This is a genomic window from Okeania sp. SIO3B5 (assembly GCF_010692555.1).
Lineage (GTDB): Bacteria > Cyanobacteriota > Cyanobacteriia > Cyanobacteriales > Microcoleaceae > Okeania.
The window spans coordinates 1-19687 of sequence record NZ_JAAHHG010000101.1 but is presented as its reverse complement, the minus strand read 5'-3'; the positions used below and the strand labels follow the sequence as shown (position 1 = coordinate 19687).

Annotated in this window: 13 protein-coding genes; 6 read left to right on the top strand and 7 right to left on the bottom strand. The window is 36.8% G+C overall.

Annotated features, from left to right (window positions below; genetic code table 11):
• Both F6K54_RS15770 and F6K54_RS15765 read left to right on the top strand, forming a co-directional pair.
• A partial coding sequence (locus F6K54_RS15770) for a hypothetical protein (protein WP_366558144.1) occupies window positions 1-287 on the top strand: 287 nt, incomplete at its 5' end.
• Between the two features lie 379 nt (window positions 288-666).
• Complete coding sequence (locus F6K54_RS15765; protein ID WP_293079053.1) at window positions 667-1656, top strand: glycosyltransferase family 2 protein; 990 nt, start codon at window positions 667-669, stop codon at window positions 1654-1656.
• Window positions 1657-2492: 836 nt separating this feature from the next.
• Here F6K54_RS15765 and F6K54_RS15760 read toward each other — a convergent pair.
• Window positions 2493-3617, bottom strand: a complete 1125-nt coding sequence (locus F6K54_RS15760) for a ParB N-terminal domain-containing protein (RefSeq protein WP_293079051.1) — start codon at window positions 3615-3617, stop codon at window positions 2493-2495.
• Between the two features lie 911 nt (window positions 3618-4528).
• On the opposite strand from F6K54_RS15760, the gene F6K54_RS15755 reads away from it, so the two are divergent.
• The 3 genes from F6K54_RS15755 (at window position 4529) to F6K54_RS15745 (ending at window position 9755) form a co-directional block, all read left to right on the top strand.
• Window positions 4529-5350, top strand: a complete 822-nt coding sequence (locus F6K54_RS15755; RefSeq protein WP_293079050.1) for a hypothetical protein — start codon at window positions 4529-4531, stop codon at window positions 5348-5350.
• Between the two features lie 618 nt (window positions 5351-5968).
• The gene (locus F6K54_RS15750; RefSeq protein ID WP_293079048.1) at window positions 5969-7963 is read left to right on the top strand and encodes an ATP-binding protein; all 1995 of its coding nucleotides are present in this window, start codon (window positions 5969-5971) and stop codon (window positions 7961-7963) included.
• A gap of 871 nt (window positions 7964-8834) precedes the next feature.
• Complete coding sequence (locus tag F6K54_RS15745; RefSeq protein WP_293079046.1) at window positions 8835-9755, top strand: PD-(D/E)XK nuclease family protein; 921 nt, start codon at window positions 8835-8837, stop codon at window positions 9753-9755.
• Window positions 9756-10307: 552 nt separating this feature from the next.
• On the opposite strand, the gene F6K54_RS15740 is transcribed toward F6K54_RS15745, so the two are convergent.
• From F6K54_RS15740 to F6K54_RS15720, 5 genes are all read right to left on the bottom strand, one after another.
• The gene (locus F6K54_RS15740; RefSeq protein WP_293079044.1) at window positions 10308-11210 is read right to left on the bottom strand and encodes a hypothetical protein; all 903 of its coding nucleotides are present in this window, start codon (window positions 11208-11210) and stop codon (window positions 10308-10310) included.
• 16 nt (window positions 11211-11226) lie between these two features.
• Window positions 11227-12696, bottom strand: coding sequence for a ParA family protein (locus F6K54_RS15735; protein ID WP_293079043.1), 1470 nt, complete (start codon window positions 12694-12696; stop codon window positions 11227-11229).
• A gap of 1300 nt (window positions 12697-13996) precedes the next feature.
• A complete protein-coding gene (locus F6K54_RS15730) occupies window positions 13997-15049 on the bottom strand; it encodes a fatty acid desaturase (RefSeq protein ID WP_293079041.1) in 1053 nt (350 codons plus the stop codon).
• A gap of 807 nt (window positions 15050-15856) precedes the next feature.
• Window positions 15857-16090, bottom strand: a complete 234-nt coding sequence (locus F6K54_RS15725) for a hypothetical protein (RefSeq protein WP_293079039.1) — start codon at window positions 16088-16090, stop codon at window positions 15857-15859.
• A 243-nt stretch (window positions 16091-16333) separates the two neighbouring features.
• Window positions 16334-16555 carry a hypothetical protein gene (locus F6K54_RS15720; protein WP_293079038.1) on the bottom strand — a complete coding sequence of 74 codons (222 nt, stop codon included), beginning with the start codon at window positions 16553-16555 and terminating at the stop codon, window positions 16334-16336.
• A 717-nt stretch (window positions 16556-17272) separates the two neighbouring features.
• On the opposite strand from F6K54_RS15720, the gene thrC reads away from it, so the two are divergent.
• Complete coding sequence (thrC, locus tag F6K54_RS15715) at window positions 17273-18367, top strand: threonine synthase (protein WP_293079036.1); 1095 nt, start codon at window positions 17273-17275, stop codon at window positions 18365-18367.
• 194 nt (window positions 18368-18561) lie between these two features.
• Here the strand turns inward: thrC and F6K54_RS15710 are convergent, their stop codons facing one another.
• Window positions 18562-19185 (bottom strand): hypothetical protein, encoded by a 624-nt coding sequence (locus F6K54_RS15710; RefSeq protein ID WP_293079035.1) that lies wholly within the window; start codon window positions 19183-19185, stop codon window positions 18562-18564.
• Window positions 19186-19687: the final 502 nt, after the last annotated feature.

Genomic DNA, 19687 nt, shown 5'->3' with positions numbered 1-19687 from the left:
TAAATTATAATCAATGGTTTGCTGATATTGAATATAGGCGAAAAATTGCTGAGAAACTGCAAATAGAATTTTCTGATGCAGGCATTGATAAGGTAACGAGTTTTGGTGGAGGTAGTTCATTTGAAGGAAAACAATTTAAGAACAAAGCAACATCAATGGATGTCTTAAACCGATGGCAAAAAGTATCTGATGACCCTCAATACAAGCAGTTTTTTAATCAGGAAATATTGAAATATTCAGAGCGAATATTTGGTCATGTTCCCGGTACAGAATCTTTAATTAATTAGGGTTTGCTGAATAAGTCTTTTGGTATTGGTAGGAGACAACCCACCCCTAGCCCCTCCCCCTCCCAACCCACCCCTAGCCCCTCCCAGGAGGGGAGGGGGAGACAGGAGAAATGGCTTGGGAGCGAGGGGGTATGAGTAAGAATTGTCCCAAGATTGCTCTGTCCAACTATGCGCCTAAAATACTAACTTTTTGAGCGTTTTAGACTAAAACAAGCGCACTTTTTTTGACCCTAAACAAGCTAAAGTCTTTATATGTCAATGCTTTTAGATTTAATCAGCAAGCCCTAATTAAGAATTAGCCAAAATATCGTCATTAGTTATCATCCAAATATTGGGTTAATTATGTATTAAAATTATTTCATCAAATATGTAATTTATTATGACAAAAGTTAGCGTTTGCATTCCCACTTATAACCGAGCGAATTTGCTCCCTTATGCAGTAAATAGTGTTTTGAATCAAACTTATGATGATTTTGAATTAATCATAACTGATGATGGTTCAAAAGATAATACTGCTGAAGTAGTTAGTCAGTGGAATGATTCCAGAATTCACTATATTCAGCATCCTCAAAATATTGGACGTAGTAAAAATATGCGTTCTGGTTTTGATGCTGCTACAGGGGATTATTTCATCAAATTTGATGATGATGATGCCCTAACTCCAGAATTTTTAGAGAAAACTGTGGCAGTATTAGATGAGATGCAAAATGTAGATTTTGTCTGTACAAGTCATTGGGTTATTAATGAAAAAAGTGAACGAGACGAAGTTGCTACAAAAGAGAATGCTGCTAAGTGGGGAAAGGATAAGTTGGAGCAAGGAATTATCCCTAACTTACTCAAAGAAACATTTCAATACCAAAGTTTGCAGGTGGGTTCAACTTTGTTTCGTCGCTCTTGCCTACAAGAAGTTGATTATATGCGGCCTGAAGCAGATGGATGTGAAGACTTTGATTTACTGGTCAGATTAGCAGTAGTAGGAAAAGTTGGATATTTTATTCCAGAATATCTTATGGAATATCGTTTTCATAACCGTCAAACCAGTTTAAAACAAGATATTCACTTTTTATCTGCTAAAAGTTTCTGTATTAATAGTTATAAATTTGACGATCATAAGTTGGAAAAATCACGTTTATTTAAGTTAGCAGATACCAAACAAAATCTAGGAATTAGATTAATTGAAAAGGGTGAAAGTGTTAAAGGGAGAAAATTACTACAAGAATCAAGTCAAATACTAGGAACTTCATCCAAGACTAAATTTGCTTTAGTATTATCTTACCTACCCTTAAATTTACGACAATTTGCTTTGCAAAGTTTTAGGAAAATTCGCCCTCAAGACTATGCTGATCGAGTTAGAAAAGCAACTACTTAAGTTGAAAATAACTATTGCCGCTACGCGGAAGTTAAAAGTCAAAAGTCAAAAGTCAAAAGTAAGTCATTTTTGATTTGTAATTGTTTTAGGATTTTATAACTGGTCAGTTATTTCCGCCATCCTGCCCTAGGTATAATTTTTTAGCGATCGTCACTCGATCAATCTTTCTATAAGATGATGATTACTCGATATTGGCTTAGTAATGATACAGGCCAATTTTTATTAACTAAAGCTAGAGTAGAGTAGATATCATAGGAAAATTTGCTATTCAAGCAAGAAAATAGATTTTTTCATCACTAACTATCCAGACATTATATCATGTCCGGTAGCATCGGAGCGTGTATAAAATAAAGGTGACACTCTTGAGAAAACCTTCTGCCTCCTGCCTCCTGCCTCCTGCCTTTCTTCCACCAAAGTCTAATTATTCAACCGGACACGATATTAAAAGCTGGTCTAGATCGAGATATATTTATACTCGCACTTTCTACAGTTCAAAGTCAAAAGTTAATTACCCGATTTGTGATCAGTAAGTAACTCTTGACTTATTAGATAGGTAATTACCGTTTTATTGAACTTATCCCAATTTACCCAAAATAATATTTGAGTTTTGGAGACTAATTTCCCACTTCTTGTGAGAATTATGATACTACGTCTTTACCACGATATTTGACCCAGGCTTCAAATCTCTAGGAACTTTACCTACTATTTTTTTGTGTTAGCTTGGTTTTAGCTTTAAACAAACTTAGCCAACGATCGGTTTTTTTGTGAATACCGATCTAGGGTGTGTCCAATCATTTGACTTTGCTTTCCAACACTTCTGCCAACAGCACTTAGTCCTAACTAGCAGCGTCAGCTTCTCGGAGAGCTTTGAGAATTTCAGGACGTTTCATACGCGCATAGCCACGAAGTTTCCGCTCTTGGGCAATTTTCTTCAGTTGCCTGAGTGATTTGGTATCATAATCATCCATGGGAACTTCTGGCTCTACAGGAGCTGCTTGGGCTTTAGTCTTTCTAGTAGTAGTTTTTGTTGTACTGGCCTTAGACCTCGACGAACCTGTAGAACTTGGTTTACTTTTGGTTGTTGTCTTACGTGCTGTCTCAGTTTTAGCAGCAACTTTTTCAGTAGAATCAACATCTGGTATTGTCTGTAATTGACGCCGAACCGCAGATACTTGAGTTTTTAAGTCATCTTCAATATCTTGAACTGACTGGGAAAACTGATTTATTGTTTTGACAATTCCTTCGAGTTTTTTCTCTATTTGTTTATCGAGATCGTCAAGTTGTTTTGATAATAAGTCCACATTCACTCCTGATAAAGAATTAGAAGTTGTTTTTTTTGTTGTTGAACTTGTGATTTTTCTTGCCAATTTTTCTACCTTATCGTTAACTGAATTTTCTAGATTTGTAATCAAATTTTTGAGTTGTTCAATTTGAACAACATCCGTCCCTCGATCCTGCAAGGATTTTACTTGTTTCTTGAGTACCTCCTCATTTTTCTTAATAGATTGATCGATTTTTTTTGTGAGAGAATCCACTTTTTTATCGAATGATACCTCAAGTTGCTGCATTAGATTCTCAAAGTTTGGTGTTTCCATAACAGGTGGTTTAGTTAGCTGCTCTATTTCTGCCACAGCTATCCTTGCTTGTTCATCTGTCATTTCATAAATCCAGGCCCATAGTTCCTTGATTTCAGCTTCTTTTGCAACTTGATACCAATCAGCACCACGAACGATTTCGTACTGCTGCTCGGAATCGTCATTCTCTGTTAATCTGACAATTAATGGGATTAAGTTACTGCCTTGTTCAGAAAGACTCTTAACTAGGGCTTCATATCTTTCCGCAGGAATATCTCTCACCTGAGAGTCTGGTACGGTAATTTTGGATATGGGAGTTAACTCCAAACTTACTGGTTGTACTGGTAAATCTTCTTGTCGATTTTTTCGCTTCGTTGATGAAACCATTTGCTTACAACTTTTCCTTGGTTCCTAAAATCAAATAAAGGTTTTGGGCTAATACTGCCTAGATAGCATTCTCCCGGTAACATTTTCTTTGTGACTCCTCTTTATCACTTTTGATAAATTCAAGATTTTCAGCTATTTCAGCTATTGGGAAAATCATAATTTCATCACAGTTTGATAAAATAGAATTAGGTGCTGGGAGTTCGCAAACTGTTTAGTTCTGCCAAACATGACTTATGATTATGGCATAATCTGGGAAAGTATAATTAATTTTCAGGCTAGAAATTCATACAGTTATAAGTAAGTACGATCTCCAACATTACTTTTTTGACTTGTTGGTTTTTACTCTGCCTTAGTGTATTTTTTCATTACCCAGATTTTACTTTCACAAAATTACTTTAGCATACTTTCATTTACTATGGAAGACAATTAATTACGATCTTAGTAGCAATTGATTTTTTGCTATGAACTCAGCGAACACTTACTACCTTTTATTGCAGTTATCAATTTAATACTACAATTTAAATAGTGCAGAATGGCAGAAATAACTAACCAGTTACAAAATCCTAAAAGCCTACCAATCAATACTTTTGACTGTCAGATGTGTGCCTTATATTCTGAGGGGACCTCAGAATTACACACTCGATGCATGACTTTTGACTTTTGACTTCCGCGTAGCGGCACTAGGTATTGCCCAGTTTGGACTGTAGGAATGGCGATCAGCTTAAATTGCTCTGAACTGAATTAACTGATGGCAGTATATTTTCTGGCCATGTCAGGGAGCGATCACAAAACTCTATTCTAGTGTCTGAAGTTATTTTTTAACTTTTTTGCACAAAATAGTCAAGGGGTACCTATCTGATTAATAATAATATTAATGGGCTGATTTTTGCAAGTGAGGAAAAGACGATCGCATGGATGTTAAAGATTTAAAATTTTTGTTAAAATTACTGAGCTATCCAAATTATCAAGTATCTATTACTAAAATCAACTTAGAGTCTGAAATGAAGGTCTCTGAGAAAAATCAAATTTGCTCCAGACTTGGCGATCTAGGGTTGGTAAAATTTACTCGAGAAGTTACAAAAATTAATATAGAACCTCAAGGAAAATCACTGTTAAATAATAAAAAAGCTGTTAATTCACTCACCACCGAAGAATTGAAGGTTTTGAAAGCTACTGCTAAAGGTGCTATTTCTCCAGCGGAGACTGGTCTTGATAGTAGCTATAGGAAAGCTGTTATCACAGACTTACTAGAGCAAGGTTTGATTAAAGTTATCAATCAAAAAATCAAAGATGTCTGGTTAACAGAAAAAGGAAAGCAATTTTTGTGCCAAGAATATTCTTCTGGCAGTACTGCAAAAGAGATATCTTTAAAAATGTTAAGTGATTATCTTGATTTAATGCGTAGCAACTGTTCACTTTACCTCCCTAAACAGGAAAAACAGCAGTTTTCCCAAATGCCTGACAAACCTACGGACTCTGAGATTTTAGCTGTGATTCGAGACTTAGACCAAAATCTAGGCACAAATAACTATCTACCTATTTTTCATCTGCGACACAAATTACAACCTCCTTTATCTAGAGAAGAACTAGATCTAGCACTTTACCGTCTAGAAAAAAGTGACCAAATAGAATTAAGCTCCTTACAAGAAGTCAGCTCCTACACTCCAGAACAGTTTGAAGCAGGTATACCTCAAGATATTGGCGGAAGTTTATTTTTTATCATTCCCTACTAGATTTTCCAGCGTTGGTGATTTGAGGTATGATGTCCTGTTAGGATAAGAGCGCGAACAAAAAACCTTCTCCTTCTACTACTCTTTCTTCTTCTTTCTTCCCTCCTGACTCGGTTCTCCCAATTCTGGGAGCTAGGGGTGGGTTGACTCCTAAATAAATAAACGAAGGCAGCTATGCTGAGTGCTGAGGACAGAAGGAAAAATTGGATGGGGTTTCTGAACCCAACCAATTGTAGACAACCCCATTGACGATGGGGTTTTATCAAAATAACATGGGTCGCGCAACCCCGTCTTTTAAGGCGCAATATTTTTGGAGCCTTGCTCAAATCCCCTACTTCCCCTCCCCTCCTGGGAGGGGTTAGGGGTGGGTTGGGAGGGGGAGGGGCTAGGGGTGAGTTAACTTCTGACTTCTGACTTGGGGACTTCTGACTTCGTTAAACCCTTGTTCCCTTCGGTCACGGGCAGAGGAGAAACAATTCCCTTCAGCATAGCTGCCTCCTGCCCTCTGCCTTTCCTGATAATTAAGATTAATATCATACACACCCTTCAGCAACACCAATTTTCCTATATCTGCTATCGTAATTCTCTAACCCTACCAAAAAATCTTACCAGTTTATAACTATGGCATCTATAGATCGGATTATTCAAAGAGAAGTTAATCCTTTTGATCCAGTCAGTCTTTATACTATTAATTTTTGGCAGGAGCAACAAAATCCTACCTTAAATGTTGATTCTATCCATCAAAATATTATATCTGATATAGAAACAGTGCTAGAGCAGGTTGCCCAGGAACATCGTCCCCGAACATTGATACTGACTGGTGACTCTGGTTCTGGTAAAAGTTATCTTTTAGGGAGAATCAAAAAATTATTCAACACAAAAGCCTTTTTTGTCTATATCGATCCCTGGCCTGATAGTGATTACATTTGGCGTCATATTTTGCGTCAAACAGTAGATTCTCTGATGAAAACTCCGGAAGGTCAAACAGATTCTCAGTTGTTACTATGGTTAAAAGGTCTATTGGCTTTCCAAAATAGTAATTTACTAAAAAAAATTATTGGTGAAAGAAGAGTATTTATTAGAAATCTCAAAGGTATTTATTTTTCTGGAATTTATAATCCTAATGATTTTTTCAGCGCCCTTTATCATCTGTTAAATCCAAATTACACATCGATTGCCTGTGAGTGGTTAAGAGGGGATGATTTGGATGAAGATGATTTAAAATATTTGGGGATTAAAAATAGTATAGACTCTGAAGATTCTGCTCAGAAAATTATGACTAACTTGGGTATTATTTCGGCTGCATCTCAACCTATTGTTTTATGTTTTGATAATCTTGATAATATTCCTCGATTATTAAATGGTTCTTTGGATTTGCAAGCTTTATTTAATGTTAATTCTAGTATTCATACTCATAATCCACAAAATTTTCTGATAATTATTAGTATTATTACGAGTACCTGGAAACAAAATTATGAATTGATTCAACCTGCAGATAAAGCTAGAGTAAATGCTGGATATTTTCATTTAAAGCCGATTACTTTAGCACAAGGAGAATGTTTATTAGCAGCTCGTTTGAGTCTTTTGCATTCTCTGGCTAAACCCCTGCCTAAATCACCTATATTTCCTTTGTCAACAGAAATATTAGAAGAAAAGTTTCCTAGGGGTAAAACTCTACCTCGCAATATTTTAGAATTGGGACGTAAGGAATATGATCGATATAAAAATCAATTATTAGATCAGCCAGACAATTCTCAAAAGTTAACACTAGAAACACAATTAGCAACTTTTAAGTTAATTTGGCAAGATAAATATAGAAAAACTAAGAAAAAAATCAAGAAAATTACCGATCTAGCAGCACCAGAATTGATTAAAATGCTACAAGAGGTATTAAATGCTGTGAAATGTCAGGAGGTAAAAACTAAATTATTAAGTGGGAAATATGCTAGTCATTCTTTGAGTTATAAACAACAAAATAACGAGGAAATAATTGGTGTTATTTGGACAGAAGATCCAAATATGAATAGTTTTTATAATACAATGAATGGTTGCCATAAAGTGGTGAGTCAAAAGTTATGTCAAAGTTTATATTTAGTGAGAGCTGCTGATGTGGGAAATGCTAAAAATATGAGCAATAAAATATATAGAAAAGTTTTTCAAGGTAGATTGAAAAATCGTCATATTCAGCCCAATCTGGAATCTGTATATTTTTTGGCTACATACCATAGTTTAGTGAATGCTGCTCTCGCAAATGAATTAACTATCGAAGGTAAGATTATTAGTCTCAAAGAGTTAGAAGAAATAATTTGTGAATCACAAATTTTCAACAACTGTAGCTTATTACAAGATTTATCTGTAGTCGATCTAGCAGATAGTCAAGAACAGGAAAGTGATTCAGATTTAGATGAAGTGAAGGATTTTGTGGTAAATTTAATTGAAACACAATGTTTTATGGAGCGCAAAAACATAATTGAGAAGATACTAGATAAATTTGTCAATATAGAGCAGTCAATAATTGTATCAATTTTTGAAGAGCTGGAAGGAGAACAGAAAATCAAAAAAATTACTCCGACATCAAAATTAGATCGACAATTGATTTGTTTTATTCCTAGTTAGGAGTGATAAATAAAAATTAATATTTAGTAGCTAAAATTGATAATTTTTTGAAAAATTTTTAGACACTGTTTGTAAAATCAGTATTAAGATATTATGGATAGATATTCAACTCAAAGTGTGAAGGAGTCCAGGGATTGAAATAAGCATGACAGAATAGCAGGACTGTTTCATTCTCGATAGACACGGGGACGCACCAGACAAACCAGACACGGGGATGGAAGCTTTTAATCATAAATTAAAAGTTGACTTTTCACCCAAAGAAGTAGAACTGGCCATAACTGTTTCCTCATAAGGTTTTGAGAGAAACGCAAAAATTTAGAATTAAACAGCTCTGACAGAATAGTGTATCGATATTCAGACTTTATCAGTTATGCTGACAAATATAAAATATCTTTAGCAGCAACTGCCAGAAGCCCCGCGTTATATCCTTCCGGATTAGCGACAGGATGAATGGTGGACAAAATGCTGATCAAATAAATGATGTAGGTAAAGTCATTTCAAGAGCTAACCGCCGTCTACAAAACGAACCTAGACAACTGAAGGTACGGGGTTCTACAAGGAATTGTGCATTCAAAGTACAGCCTCTTGTATATAAAACTTTCAAGGAACGTAGGTAGAGCGAGAAATTAATCTCTACTCCTTCTCCGGTGGGGCAGCACAGGGAAGTAAAACCAAAGTTTCTCCTGCACAGACGCTTCGCGAACGTGAAATGTCCGACGGGTTGCCGGGAGTCAACGAGAAGCCCGCGCTATAGCTCGCAAGAGTTTAGCGACGGGAGCTGTCACTATATTCAGAACACTCCTCTATTCCCTGTTCCCTATTTCCTGATACATTCAATCTCTTAGTGATATTAACTCAGGATAGTTTGTCAATGCCAATAACTAATAAACCTCAACTACAGTCTCCGCCATTCAGTGTTACAAATGTTAAAGTTGCTTTTGAATGCCCACGTTTATTTTATCTGAAACAACGTTTTGGGGGCGAGCATCTGTTTTTGTCAAAAGATTATATCCAGGAAATTGATAGTGCTTTTCTTGACTTAGCTAATCAGTTGATGAATATGATTAGGCAGGAGTCTAAAATTCAAGCTTTGTTTGAGGGGCAGTTTGAGGAGTTGATGGTAGAGGCGATCGCTCATCAAATACAACAATTATTTTATGAGTCGATTTTCTTTCCTTATTTGGACACAATAATTGCAAAAGATTCTAGTCTAGCAACAGCATTCTATCAAATTTGGCAGCTATTAACTAAACTAATTTTAAATATATCTAAAATCATTGTTAAAAATCGGCGTTACTGTCATGAAAATGTTGTAGTTCGTCGCACGTTAATGATCAGGGAAATACTGCTAGATTATACTTTTAAAATAGCAGATGGTAAAACTCAAAAGTTAACGGGAAAAGTTAATAATTTAATTTTTGATTTTGAATCTCGTCGTTTATGTGTGGTTAATTATCAGACTTATGAAACTGTAGAAGTATCGTCTCAGTTAATGGCGGTTGCTTTGTATAGTTTTCTACTGAAGCAAAAGAAAAAGGTGTCTGTTGATGCGGTTGTTTATTGGGTTTTACCTGAGCTGGGAGAATATCATTATTCGTGGGAAAAGTTAGAGAATGTGGTGGAGAGTTTAGTTCCTGCTAAGTTACAGGATATGCGGGAGTGGTTAAGGTGGGAGGAGTTTCAACCAGATCCACCTCCACGGACGGAGCATGAGTATTTGTGCGATATTTGTCCTCAAAGGGAAAGGTGTCAGAGTTTTTTTGATGGGGGTGATTCAACAATTAATAATTAATAATTAATAATTAATAATTAGGGTTTGCTGAAAAAGTCTTTTTTAAGGAGTAGGGGAGCGGGGGAGTAGGGGAGTAGGGGAGTAGGGGAGTAGGGGAGTAGGGGAGTAGGGGAATATTTTTTTTGCCCAACTATGCGCTCTTTAATGCGCTTCTTTTTGAGCATGAAGAGCTTAAAACCATGTACTTTTTCAATACCTAAAAAGGCTAAAACCTTTATCTGACAATTATTTGATATTTAATCAGCAAACCCTAATTAATAATTAATAATGAAATTGTTTTTATAATGGGGATGCGTGAGCAACCCTCCAAAAACATTTCACCTTAAAAGCGAGGTTTTAGACTCAATTATTTTGAGAGATAGTAGGTTGGGTAGAACGAAGTGTGAGCGGAGCTTATTCCTTAGGATAAACATAACTTGTAGGTACGATTGATCCAACATATCATCTTGGTACGAGTTGGGTTTATCCTAGGGATAAGCTGGCGCTAACGTTACCTCAACCCAACCTACAGATATTTGGTATTTTTGGGTGAGGGGATGCGATCGCTAAAACCTACTTTGGTATCTCTGCTATTTCTCTGAGTTTATCGTAAGTTGTTTTACCAAAACCTGAAACTTTCAACTTTTTATCCTTGCTTTTTGCTAATTGCTCAAGGTTTCCCCAAGTTAAATCTTCATCAGATTTTTTCCACTTCTCAATAGCATTCCATGCTGCTGTAATTTGTTTATGGTTTACTCCTAAGTAATTCAATTTTTCTTCAATTTCTGTCTTTGTTGCCTCCTGTAAATTCAATTTATGTGCTGAAATTGTTGCTGGAGATGGTTGAACATTAGAACTTAGCTGTTTTTGTATTTCTTCTACTTTATTAGATAGTTGATTGATTTTAGTAAATAAAACTTCTAGCTGTTTTTGGATAGTTGTATTCTTTTCTGCTTGAAAATTAGAACTTGCAACAGTAGTAGAGTTAGTTGCTAACTCATTTAATTTTGTTGTCATTGGTTGCAATTTTTTGTCTAGTAACTTAGCTAAATCACTTAAATTTATTGTACCTTCTTTTGGAATTAGCGATTGCTTCTCTTCTAATTCAATTGTAGATAAAGCTAACAGCTTTTCCATTTCATATTTAGCAAGTTCCGCCTGTTCATCTGTTAGATCAAATACCCATACCCATAGCTTCTCTATACCTATCTCATTAGCAACAATACACCAATCAACACCATGCACAACTTCATACTCTTTTTCCTCATCATAAGCTTCCGTCCGACGTACAATTAAAGGAATTAAGTTGCTATCTTGCTCCTTCAAACTTCTCTCTAATATTTCGCGCCTTTCAGGAGATATTTCTAATCTTTCAGATTCAGGTATAGCGATTTGAAAACTGTGAACTTGACCGTGATTAATTGGTTTAATCTCTAAGTATTGAACAATCCTTTTTTGACGCTCTGATTGGTCCATTTTATGACAAATCTCCTTAAGTAATAGAAATTAAATATTTAGCCAATTCTGTATAACAACTAAAAGCATCTTCAGCAGTTTCTTTTTCTCTTGTATTTAATTGATTGTCAAACTCAGCAAAACAAAGTGGGTAGCCTTTATCTGGAGAATTAGCAACAATTGTCAAACGTGGAATCCATGTTTTATCTGGAAAAAGACTTAGGTTTTTACTCTCTGGTTTTTTTCCTAAAATTTCTCTAATTCTTTCTGTCATATCTAGAGTTTGCTTAGTTGCTGCTCTATCATACATGGAAACACAAATCCCTAAAATTGGCAGTGGATCTTCTCTAGAATTATCGACCGCTACCGCCCTATTAATGACATATTCTAAAGCTCGAATTGGATAGGGAGCTAACTGAGTAGGAATCAAAATTGCTGAAGATGCCATTAGAGAAATATTATTAACTTTACCAAAAGAAGGAGGTGGATCAATAAATACATAATCATATTGATCTTGATATTTTTTTAGTTTCTTTGCTAGAATACGATCTACATCTATGATCCGACTTAGTTCAATTTCCATATCACTCAAACGAATATGAGAAGGAACAATATCAAGTCTGACATTATCCCATTTTTTACTAAAAATAGTTTCTTCTATTGGAGTTTTTGGTTCAGTTAGTAAATGAGTAATATCTTTTCTATCTTTGTACTCAACATCTGTCAACGGATCGATTTTTAATCCTGTAGTCAAATTCGCTTGAGGATCTATATCAATCAAGAGTACCCGATAACCCATTTTACTAAGAGCTGCCCCCAAGTTAATAGTCATCGTTGTTTTTCCCACGCCACCTTTATTATTAAAAACAGTAATAATCATAGATTTAGATTTTTTTAACTGCACGACTGAAGATTTTTCTTCTGGGTTAATATCACGATAACCTGGTTTGTTTTTGTTTGTGAATATATTCAATATATCCTCATCAGAAATTTTTTTTGCGATGAGCTTAAGAAAATTAACGTGAACTTTGTCTTGGCTTTTATAGAAAGCAGAGATAACTTTCAAACAACTGTTTTTACACAACAAACTACGAAAGAAATTAAACTTTTTAATTAGCTCAGTTTGGGAATATTCTTGAATAGTTTCAACTTGACCATGATAGTTGTAAAGTAACCGAAATCTATAACCATTTGTTAATAATCCTAATATTGCTCCCGATCTACGCATATATCCATTAATCTGCCAACCACTACGATTGATATTTTTACTGGGAGCTTTAGTTTCAATTACTAGGTAAGGAGGATAGGGTGTAACTGCCTGTTGTGGTTGAACCTGAAAATCTAGCCTCACTCTACCAATTATCATTTGTTCATGCCAATCTTCATCTTCATAATCAAGAATATGTAACAGTGGTAAAACAAGATTTTTTTCTACATCTGATTCACTACTTTTAGTAGTAATTGATGTGAGTAAATTTGACAAGGTAGAAACTATTGGAAGAGTCATTTCAGTTATCAGTTATCAGTTAGCCTCCTATGGTCGGAACTGCGTTAACAGTACCTCTAGTTAAAGTCAGAGGCTTGAAATATTGAACTTGATTTTCTCTTGGTTGATTGGATATGACGCAGGTTTCTTCACCATCCCTCGACCGCTTTTTCATCCCCTTGAAAGGGGAGGCTATTGACCTTATTTTTTGGTCATACTGAAATTTAACTCCCCCGGCGGGAAGTCCCGCGCTCTTCCGGAGGGGAGCGCCGTATGGGAAAGCCGGGCGCTATCTGTGTTGTTCATCGGGGATTTTCTCTTTGTAGTATATATATTATCTTATAGTATGTAAATTTATAGCTATTGACAATTACAAATAAATAGATTTTAATTGTTCTAAACACAGGGGGAGGACATCACCTCTGTATAAACAGCAGTCAGCTTTTTTTTCTGACTGAAGAATCCCGCGTTCGTCATCGTCATCGTCATCGTCATCGTCATGTCGCGTTAGCGCAACGTCGGGAGTATGTCAATGTAGCATTCCTTATCATAAAGGAAAACAATTTGTAAGCATTCAGCTATCAGCTATCAGCTATTAATTCATTGCCTTGAGAGCAGGAATTAGTATTAAAAAAATCAAGGAGAATTACAAAGTATTGGAAAAAAACTAACCTTGACCTTAGCAGTGTATATACATTATCTATGAAACAGCTAAAAGCTGACTGCTAATAGCTGAATACTTACAACAATTTAGGGTCGGTAGGAAATTATTTTCTTCTAAAATCAGGGTGCGCTAGTTTATGTTCAGAAGTTGCAGAGCTAGATAGGGTTTGCGCTCAAAAGTCTTTTAGTAGGGGTAGGAGACAGGAGACAACCCACCCCTCGCCCCTCCCCCTCCCAGGAGGGGGAGACAGGAGAAATGGGAATTTATAGGGGGTAGAAGTAAGAATTTTCCAAAGATTGTCTTGCCCAACTATGCGCCTAAAATACTAATACCATTTCTCTGTAACAATGCGCTTAATAATTCTTACCAAAACCTTAATTTTACTAAGCTGTTATCTTTTATTAAGCGCAACTTCATGGAGAAATGGTATAACTTTTTAAGCGTTTTAGACTAAAACAGGCGCACTTTTTTATACCCTAAAAAGACTAAAACCTTTATCTGTAAATGCTTTGATATTTAATCAGCAAGCCCTAGATACATCCTCAAAAAAATCCGGTTATTGTAACCGGATTTTCTCAAAGTTGATTATTGAAAAAATGTTTGCTAATTGCAATTTAATTATCGGACTTTCTCAGGGCTTTTTCCTAACTCAAACTACTAGGAAACTTTTTGAGCATCATACTCTTTAAAAGTTAGATAAAACTTAGTCTTATCATAGAGATGACACTTCTCTGTTATCTCTTTCATTAAAGACCAAGAAAACTTAGTTTCATAAAGTTTATCCCCCCATTGATCCTTCAAAATTTGATGTGCTTTCCTCAGATTATATGAAGGAATTCCTGTTGAGACATGATGGGGAATATGCACATTAATATCATGGCAAAGAAACTCTACCCACCGAGGATAATCACAATGCACTGTACCAAATAATTGAGCCTCCGCCTCATTCCACTCCTCTACAGGAGTAAAAGGAATTTCTGGTACTGTATGATGAACAATAGTAAATGTACTCATCCAGAAATGGTAAACCAACCATGGCATTAACCAAAACTTAACCAGACCCCACAGACCAACTGTAGCGATAAGCAAAGGAAAAGCGATCGCGCTAAACCCGAAAACTACTAATGTAGAAAATTTGACATCTTCACTATCCTTACCCTCAAATTTTCTCCAATCAAAATTCACAACTGCCCAGTGGGCCACAGATCCTAACCACCAAAATTTGCCACGCATAAACCGATACACTGACTGCATCAAGCTACCTGCATTCCCATAATCTTCTGGATACCAAGGTTGCCAAGCATTATCCTCACCCATTTTATTCGTATGTTTGTGGTGATAATTATGGCCTATTCGCCAGCCATGAAATGGATAAATTAAGGGTAAAAAGACTAAGTGACCCACTAAGTCATTGACCCACCTACGGTTAGCAAAAGAACGATGACCGCAGTCATGGCCAATAACAAAAAACCCAGTCAATGCTGTGCCAGTGAAAACCCAGAGTAGGGGCAATAAAAACCAAGGTGTAATTGTTAGTCCCCAGTAACCTAATACGACCATAAAAATATTGACCGCTACCATTGTCCATGTTTTCCATTTATCTTTGAGAAAAACTTCACGAGGTAGGGATTTTACAATATCTTTTAGTTGTAGTTGTTCGCTTCTAATATCTGAATTTCCATTAGTAGATTCTGCAATTGATACTGTCATAAATTATTTGAGTTCTCCGTATTTTTTTGTAGTTAGGGCTTGCTGATTAAATCTAAAAGCATTGACAAATAAAGCTTTTAGCATTTTTGAGTATTGAAAAAGTACCAGGTTTTTAGCTCAAAAAGCTCAAAAAGTTAGGATTTATGGCGCATAGTTGGGCAAAAAAAATTATTCCCCTACTCCCCTACTCCCCTACTCCCCTACTCCCCTACTCCCCCGCTCCCCTACTCCTTAAAAAAGACTTTTTCAGCAAGTCCTAGTTAGGGTTTGCTGATTAAATATCGCGCTTATTGACCGATATTGGTTTGAGCAATTTTAGATCTGGAGGGGGTGCGAGGTTTTAAGTGGTAATGGTTCAAAAATTCAGGATTTTGGTCAAGAGTTGGGCAGAACCATCTTGGGAAAATTCTTACTCCTACCTCCTCCAAATTCCCATTTCTCCTATCCCCCTCCTGGGAGGGGGAGGGGCGAGGGGTGGGTTGTCTCCTGTCTCCTACCTTCACCCATAAGACTTTTTCAGCAAGCCCTAGTTATGCAGTAGATTTATGATTCCGAAAAAAAACGCCAGCGCAAATATTTTGCTGGCAGTTTTGACCACAGAAAGTAGTTAACAGAAATTTTTAAGACATACTATCACTTAGTGAATCTTAGTCAATTTTGTACATAACAGCACTGTAGCAAAACCTTTCTTTTTATATCACAGTCTTGTCATTATCAAAGTAAATTAATTTGGTTACTGCTACTATCTGATTTTTTATTAGTCAAGTTGAGCAATAATTTATTTATTCACTATTTTCATTGATTGAATTATTTTTCAACTTTTGAGACTAAGTTTCTTTCTTTGATAGTCCGCAATTCCAACAATAGAGTTTCTACTTCTACCTCAAGATGGAGCAACTTAACTTGTTGATCTGTTTGATACAAAGATTTCATCTTTGCTTGAGTATAGTTTTGATTCCTTGATACTCCTGAAACATTTACCCTTTTAGCAGTATCTACAGAAACAGATGCACTGGACAAAGTGGATATGCTGTTAGACATCAGTAACTTACTAGCCATTTATACTTACTTCACTTATTTTTCTATTGTAACCGGAATATTAAGATAAATTAAAACAAATTAAACTATCTAACTTCCGGCATTAAAAAGTTTAGAGTACAATCTCCAACACTAAACACTTGGATAATACAATAAGATTATTGACTTCTCTCTCGGTTAAAACAGGAGAGATTCTAAGCGGATGCTCCGACTCTGGTTAAAACCACGATTCGGAACCTTTAACACTTAACTGTCACCGACAATTAGTCGGTGGTGGTAGCTCATATACCACCTAGACGCTCTAACATACTGATGATTAATACCGTATGCTTTGCGCTTACTTTTGATGATTAATCCTTTCAGAGTGGTTTTACTCAAGGAGCGAGCTATAAATCCATATCTTTGCTGCCTGTATGTCCGTGGCCTTGGTCTTAGTAGCGACATAAATCCTACTAGCTTACTGACCATAGGAATTTCACCCCTACAAGCATTGGTTCATCGGGACAAACCTTGTTCCTACTACCATGAACATATTATCTCTTATGTTGGGATACAGGAGATTAAAATCTTCAACTTGTTTTCATCCATTGGCTGAAGCCCGACGACATTTCAACTGCAAAATTCTAAGGTAAGGTTTAGAATCTTTCTTAACCATTGATAATTTGATTAGGTTTTCAACCTTACTAAAAATTGACCAAAAAGTTATTCATAGCTTTGGCCTAAGATAAAAAAAACTAAACTTTACCGAAAAATTGGGTTTAAAGCCTCGCCCATAAGCGGGCGACTTTACTATAATTGTGCTATAATGAAATCGGTTATGTACTCGCCTTGTCTCATAAATACTGTAGAAAAGAAGATGTTTGTCGAAACTCCTTCAGTTGAGAGCAGAACAAGGGAAGCTTTCAGGTCAATGAGCAGCTAAAAAGAGAAGGCACAGATAAACCCTATAAGAATTCTTGATAAGTCGCGGGAGGGTATTCCGAGACTCTAAACGGACGCGGAGGCAAGTGCAACCCACCCCCATCCCCTCCCGGGAGGGGAGCAAGAGGGGTGGGTGCGACAGCCTGTGTTAGCGGAGCTTTGCGAAGCGCAAAACGTCAACCCACCGAGGAGCTACGGCTCGGCAGGAATCCCCGTGCCTTTAGGCCGGGGAGGATGTCAAAGTAAAAAATTCAAAACTTAAAGATGACCTTAACACGGCCCTTTTCTCAGTCAAAATTACAAGGCTGGCCTGGTTTGATTGAGGCATATAGATCCTATCTACCAGTGACAGAAGAAACTCCTATAATAACATTACATGAAGGTAATACTCCTCTCATACCTGTGCCGACGATCGCCCATCAAATAGGCAGCCAAGTAGAAGTATTCGTCAAATATGATGGCCTTAATCCTACAGGTAGTTTCAAAGATAGGGGCATGACTTTAGCCATATCCAAAGCTAAAGAGGAAGGGGCAAAAGCAGTAATCTGCGCTAGCACAGGCAATACTTCAGCTGCCGCTGCTGCTTATGCTAGACGAGGTGGGATGCGAGCATTTGTCTTAATCCCAGATGGTTATGTTGCACTAGGAAAATTAGCCCAAGCCTTGTTGTATGGCGCAGAAGTCTTAGCCATTAAGGGAAATTTTGACCAAGCCTTAGAAATTGTCCGAGATGTGGCTGCTAAATATCCTGTAACTTTAGTTAACTCAGTTAATCCCTATCGCCTAGAAGGCCAAAAGACAGGAGCTTTTGAGGTAGTGGACACTTTGGGTGATGCCCCAGATTGGTTATGTATTCCTGTAGGAAATGCCGGAAATATAACAGCATATTGGATGGGCTTTTGTCAATACCATCAAATAGGAAAATGCGATCGCTTGCCAAAAATGATGGGTTTCCAGGCTGCTGGTGCAGCGCCTATTGTTCAAGGTCATCCTGTAGAACATCCGGAAACAGTGGCCAGTGCTATTAGAATTGGTAATCCTGCTAGTTGGGAAAAAGCTGTAGCAGCTCAACAAGCTAGTCAGGGGAATTTTACTGCAGTTACCGATGAAGAAATATTAGAGGCTTATCGTTTATTGGCGTCCAATGAAGGAATTTTTTGCGAGCCTGCGAGTGCTGCTTCTGTTGCGGGTTTATTGAAAGTCAAAGACCAAGTGCCCAGAGGGGCAAAAGTAGTTTGTGTACTAACTGGTAATGGTCTCAAAGACCCAGATGTGGCGATTAAACATAGCAATAATGATCAGTTTCGGAAGGGAATAGAGCCGAATATAGAGGCAGTAGCTGAAGTTATGGGCTTTTAAAGGAAGGAAAAAGGAAAATATTTTTGGTTCCACTTTTAAAATTTTCTCTCTAATAGACATCTCCAAAAATAAAAAATAAAATCAATTCTTATCCAGAAATTATCAATTATTCCCCTCCTGGGAGGGGGAGGGGCGAGGGGTGGGTTCCCTGTTCCCAGCTCCGGTGTTCCCTGTTCCCTCTTTTCTGGAGATGTCTAATCTTTACTACTGGGTAAGCGGGGTAATGGCTTATCATTGGGCGATAACTTAGCAGTATTGGGAGAGAAGCTTTCCTCTAGTTGGATTTGATTTTGAGCTTGAATATTGGCTTCTGTTTTTGGCTGAATATCAGGAGTAATTTCCGATTTTTGTTGTTTGTTTGCTTTTGCTTTGGCCAGAATATCTACTGCATCTGCCAAAGCATTTGTTAAACTTGTACGAGTATTTGTATGATTGACTTGCTCTTGTTGGAGGGCTTCTGTTAATTTTTGGACTTTTGCAAAAGCACGGTCACGTTCTTGGACTACTTCAATGATTTTGGCCTTAAGTTCAGCCAAAGTTTGTAAATTTTCGATTTGCTGTTCAATAGTCGTTGTAGTTTCACCTATACTTCCTTCAACAGATGGAAAACCTTGTAATTTCTGAACCTGGGCTTTTAAAGTCTGAATAGTTTCTTGAGCCAGTTGAGTTTCAGTTCGTCGTTGTTGAGCTTCAGTATTGTAGAGTTGACGCCACTTAGAGGCACTATCCTGGACGGTATTTAATTCTGTTTGAAGTTTTACTATTTTCTCTTGAAGAGCCTTAATTTCATTTAACCAGGGGGTTATGTCTTGAGTCATATCATATTTTAGATTATAGAGTATTCATCTAATCGGGTGATTTTCCCACGAAGCTTGTCTTGGCAATTTTAAACTATACCAAGAGAAGTATAGTTTAGGACAGTAGATACTGAAAGGAAACAGGGAAATACTATAGCGCTACACAAATTCGGGTGATTTTCCCGTGAAGCTTGTCTTTGCAACTTTAAACTGTAGCAAAATATAGAAGTATATTTTAGGACAGTAGATACTAAAAGGGAAGAGAGAAATACTATAGCGCTACACAAATACGCTCTTGACATTCCTCTGTATCCTTAGTTCCCTAAAACCGAGTCCGCATTCCCGCACCCCGTGGGTTCGCACCGCTATTCGCTGCTCCCTTATATGAAATACTAAAATTTTTGCTACAAATAATTAGGCTGTTTCAAGAACTCAGGTATGGGAGGCGTTGGTTGGGCGACTTACAGGAGGATCAAATCAGTAGAAATAGCCTATCATTGATTTATAGTCAAACCCTGTTTTT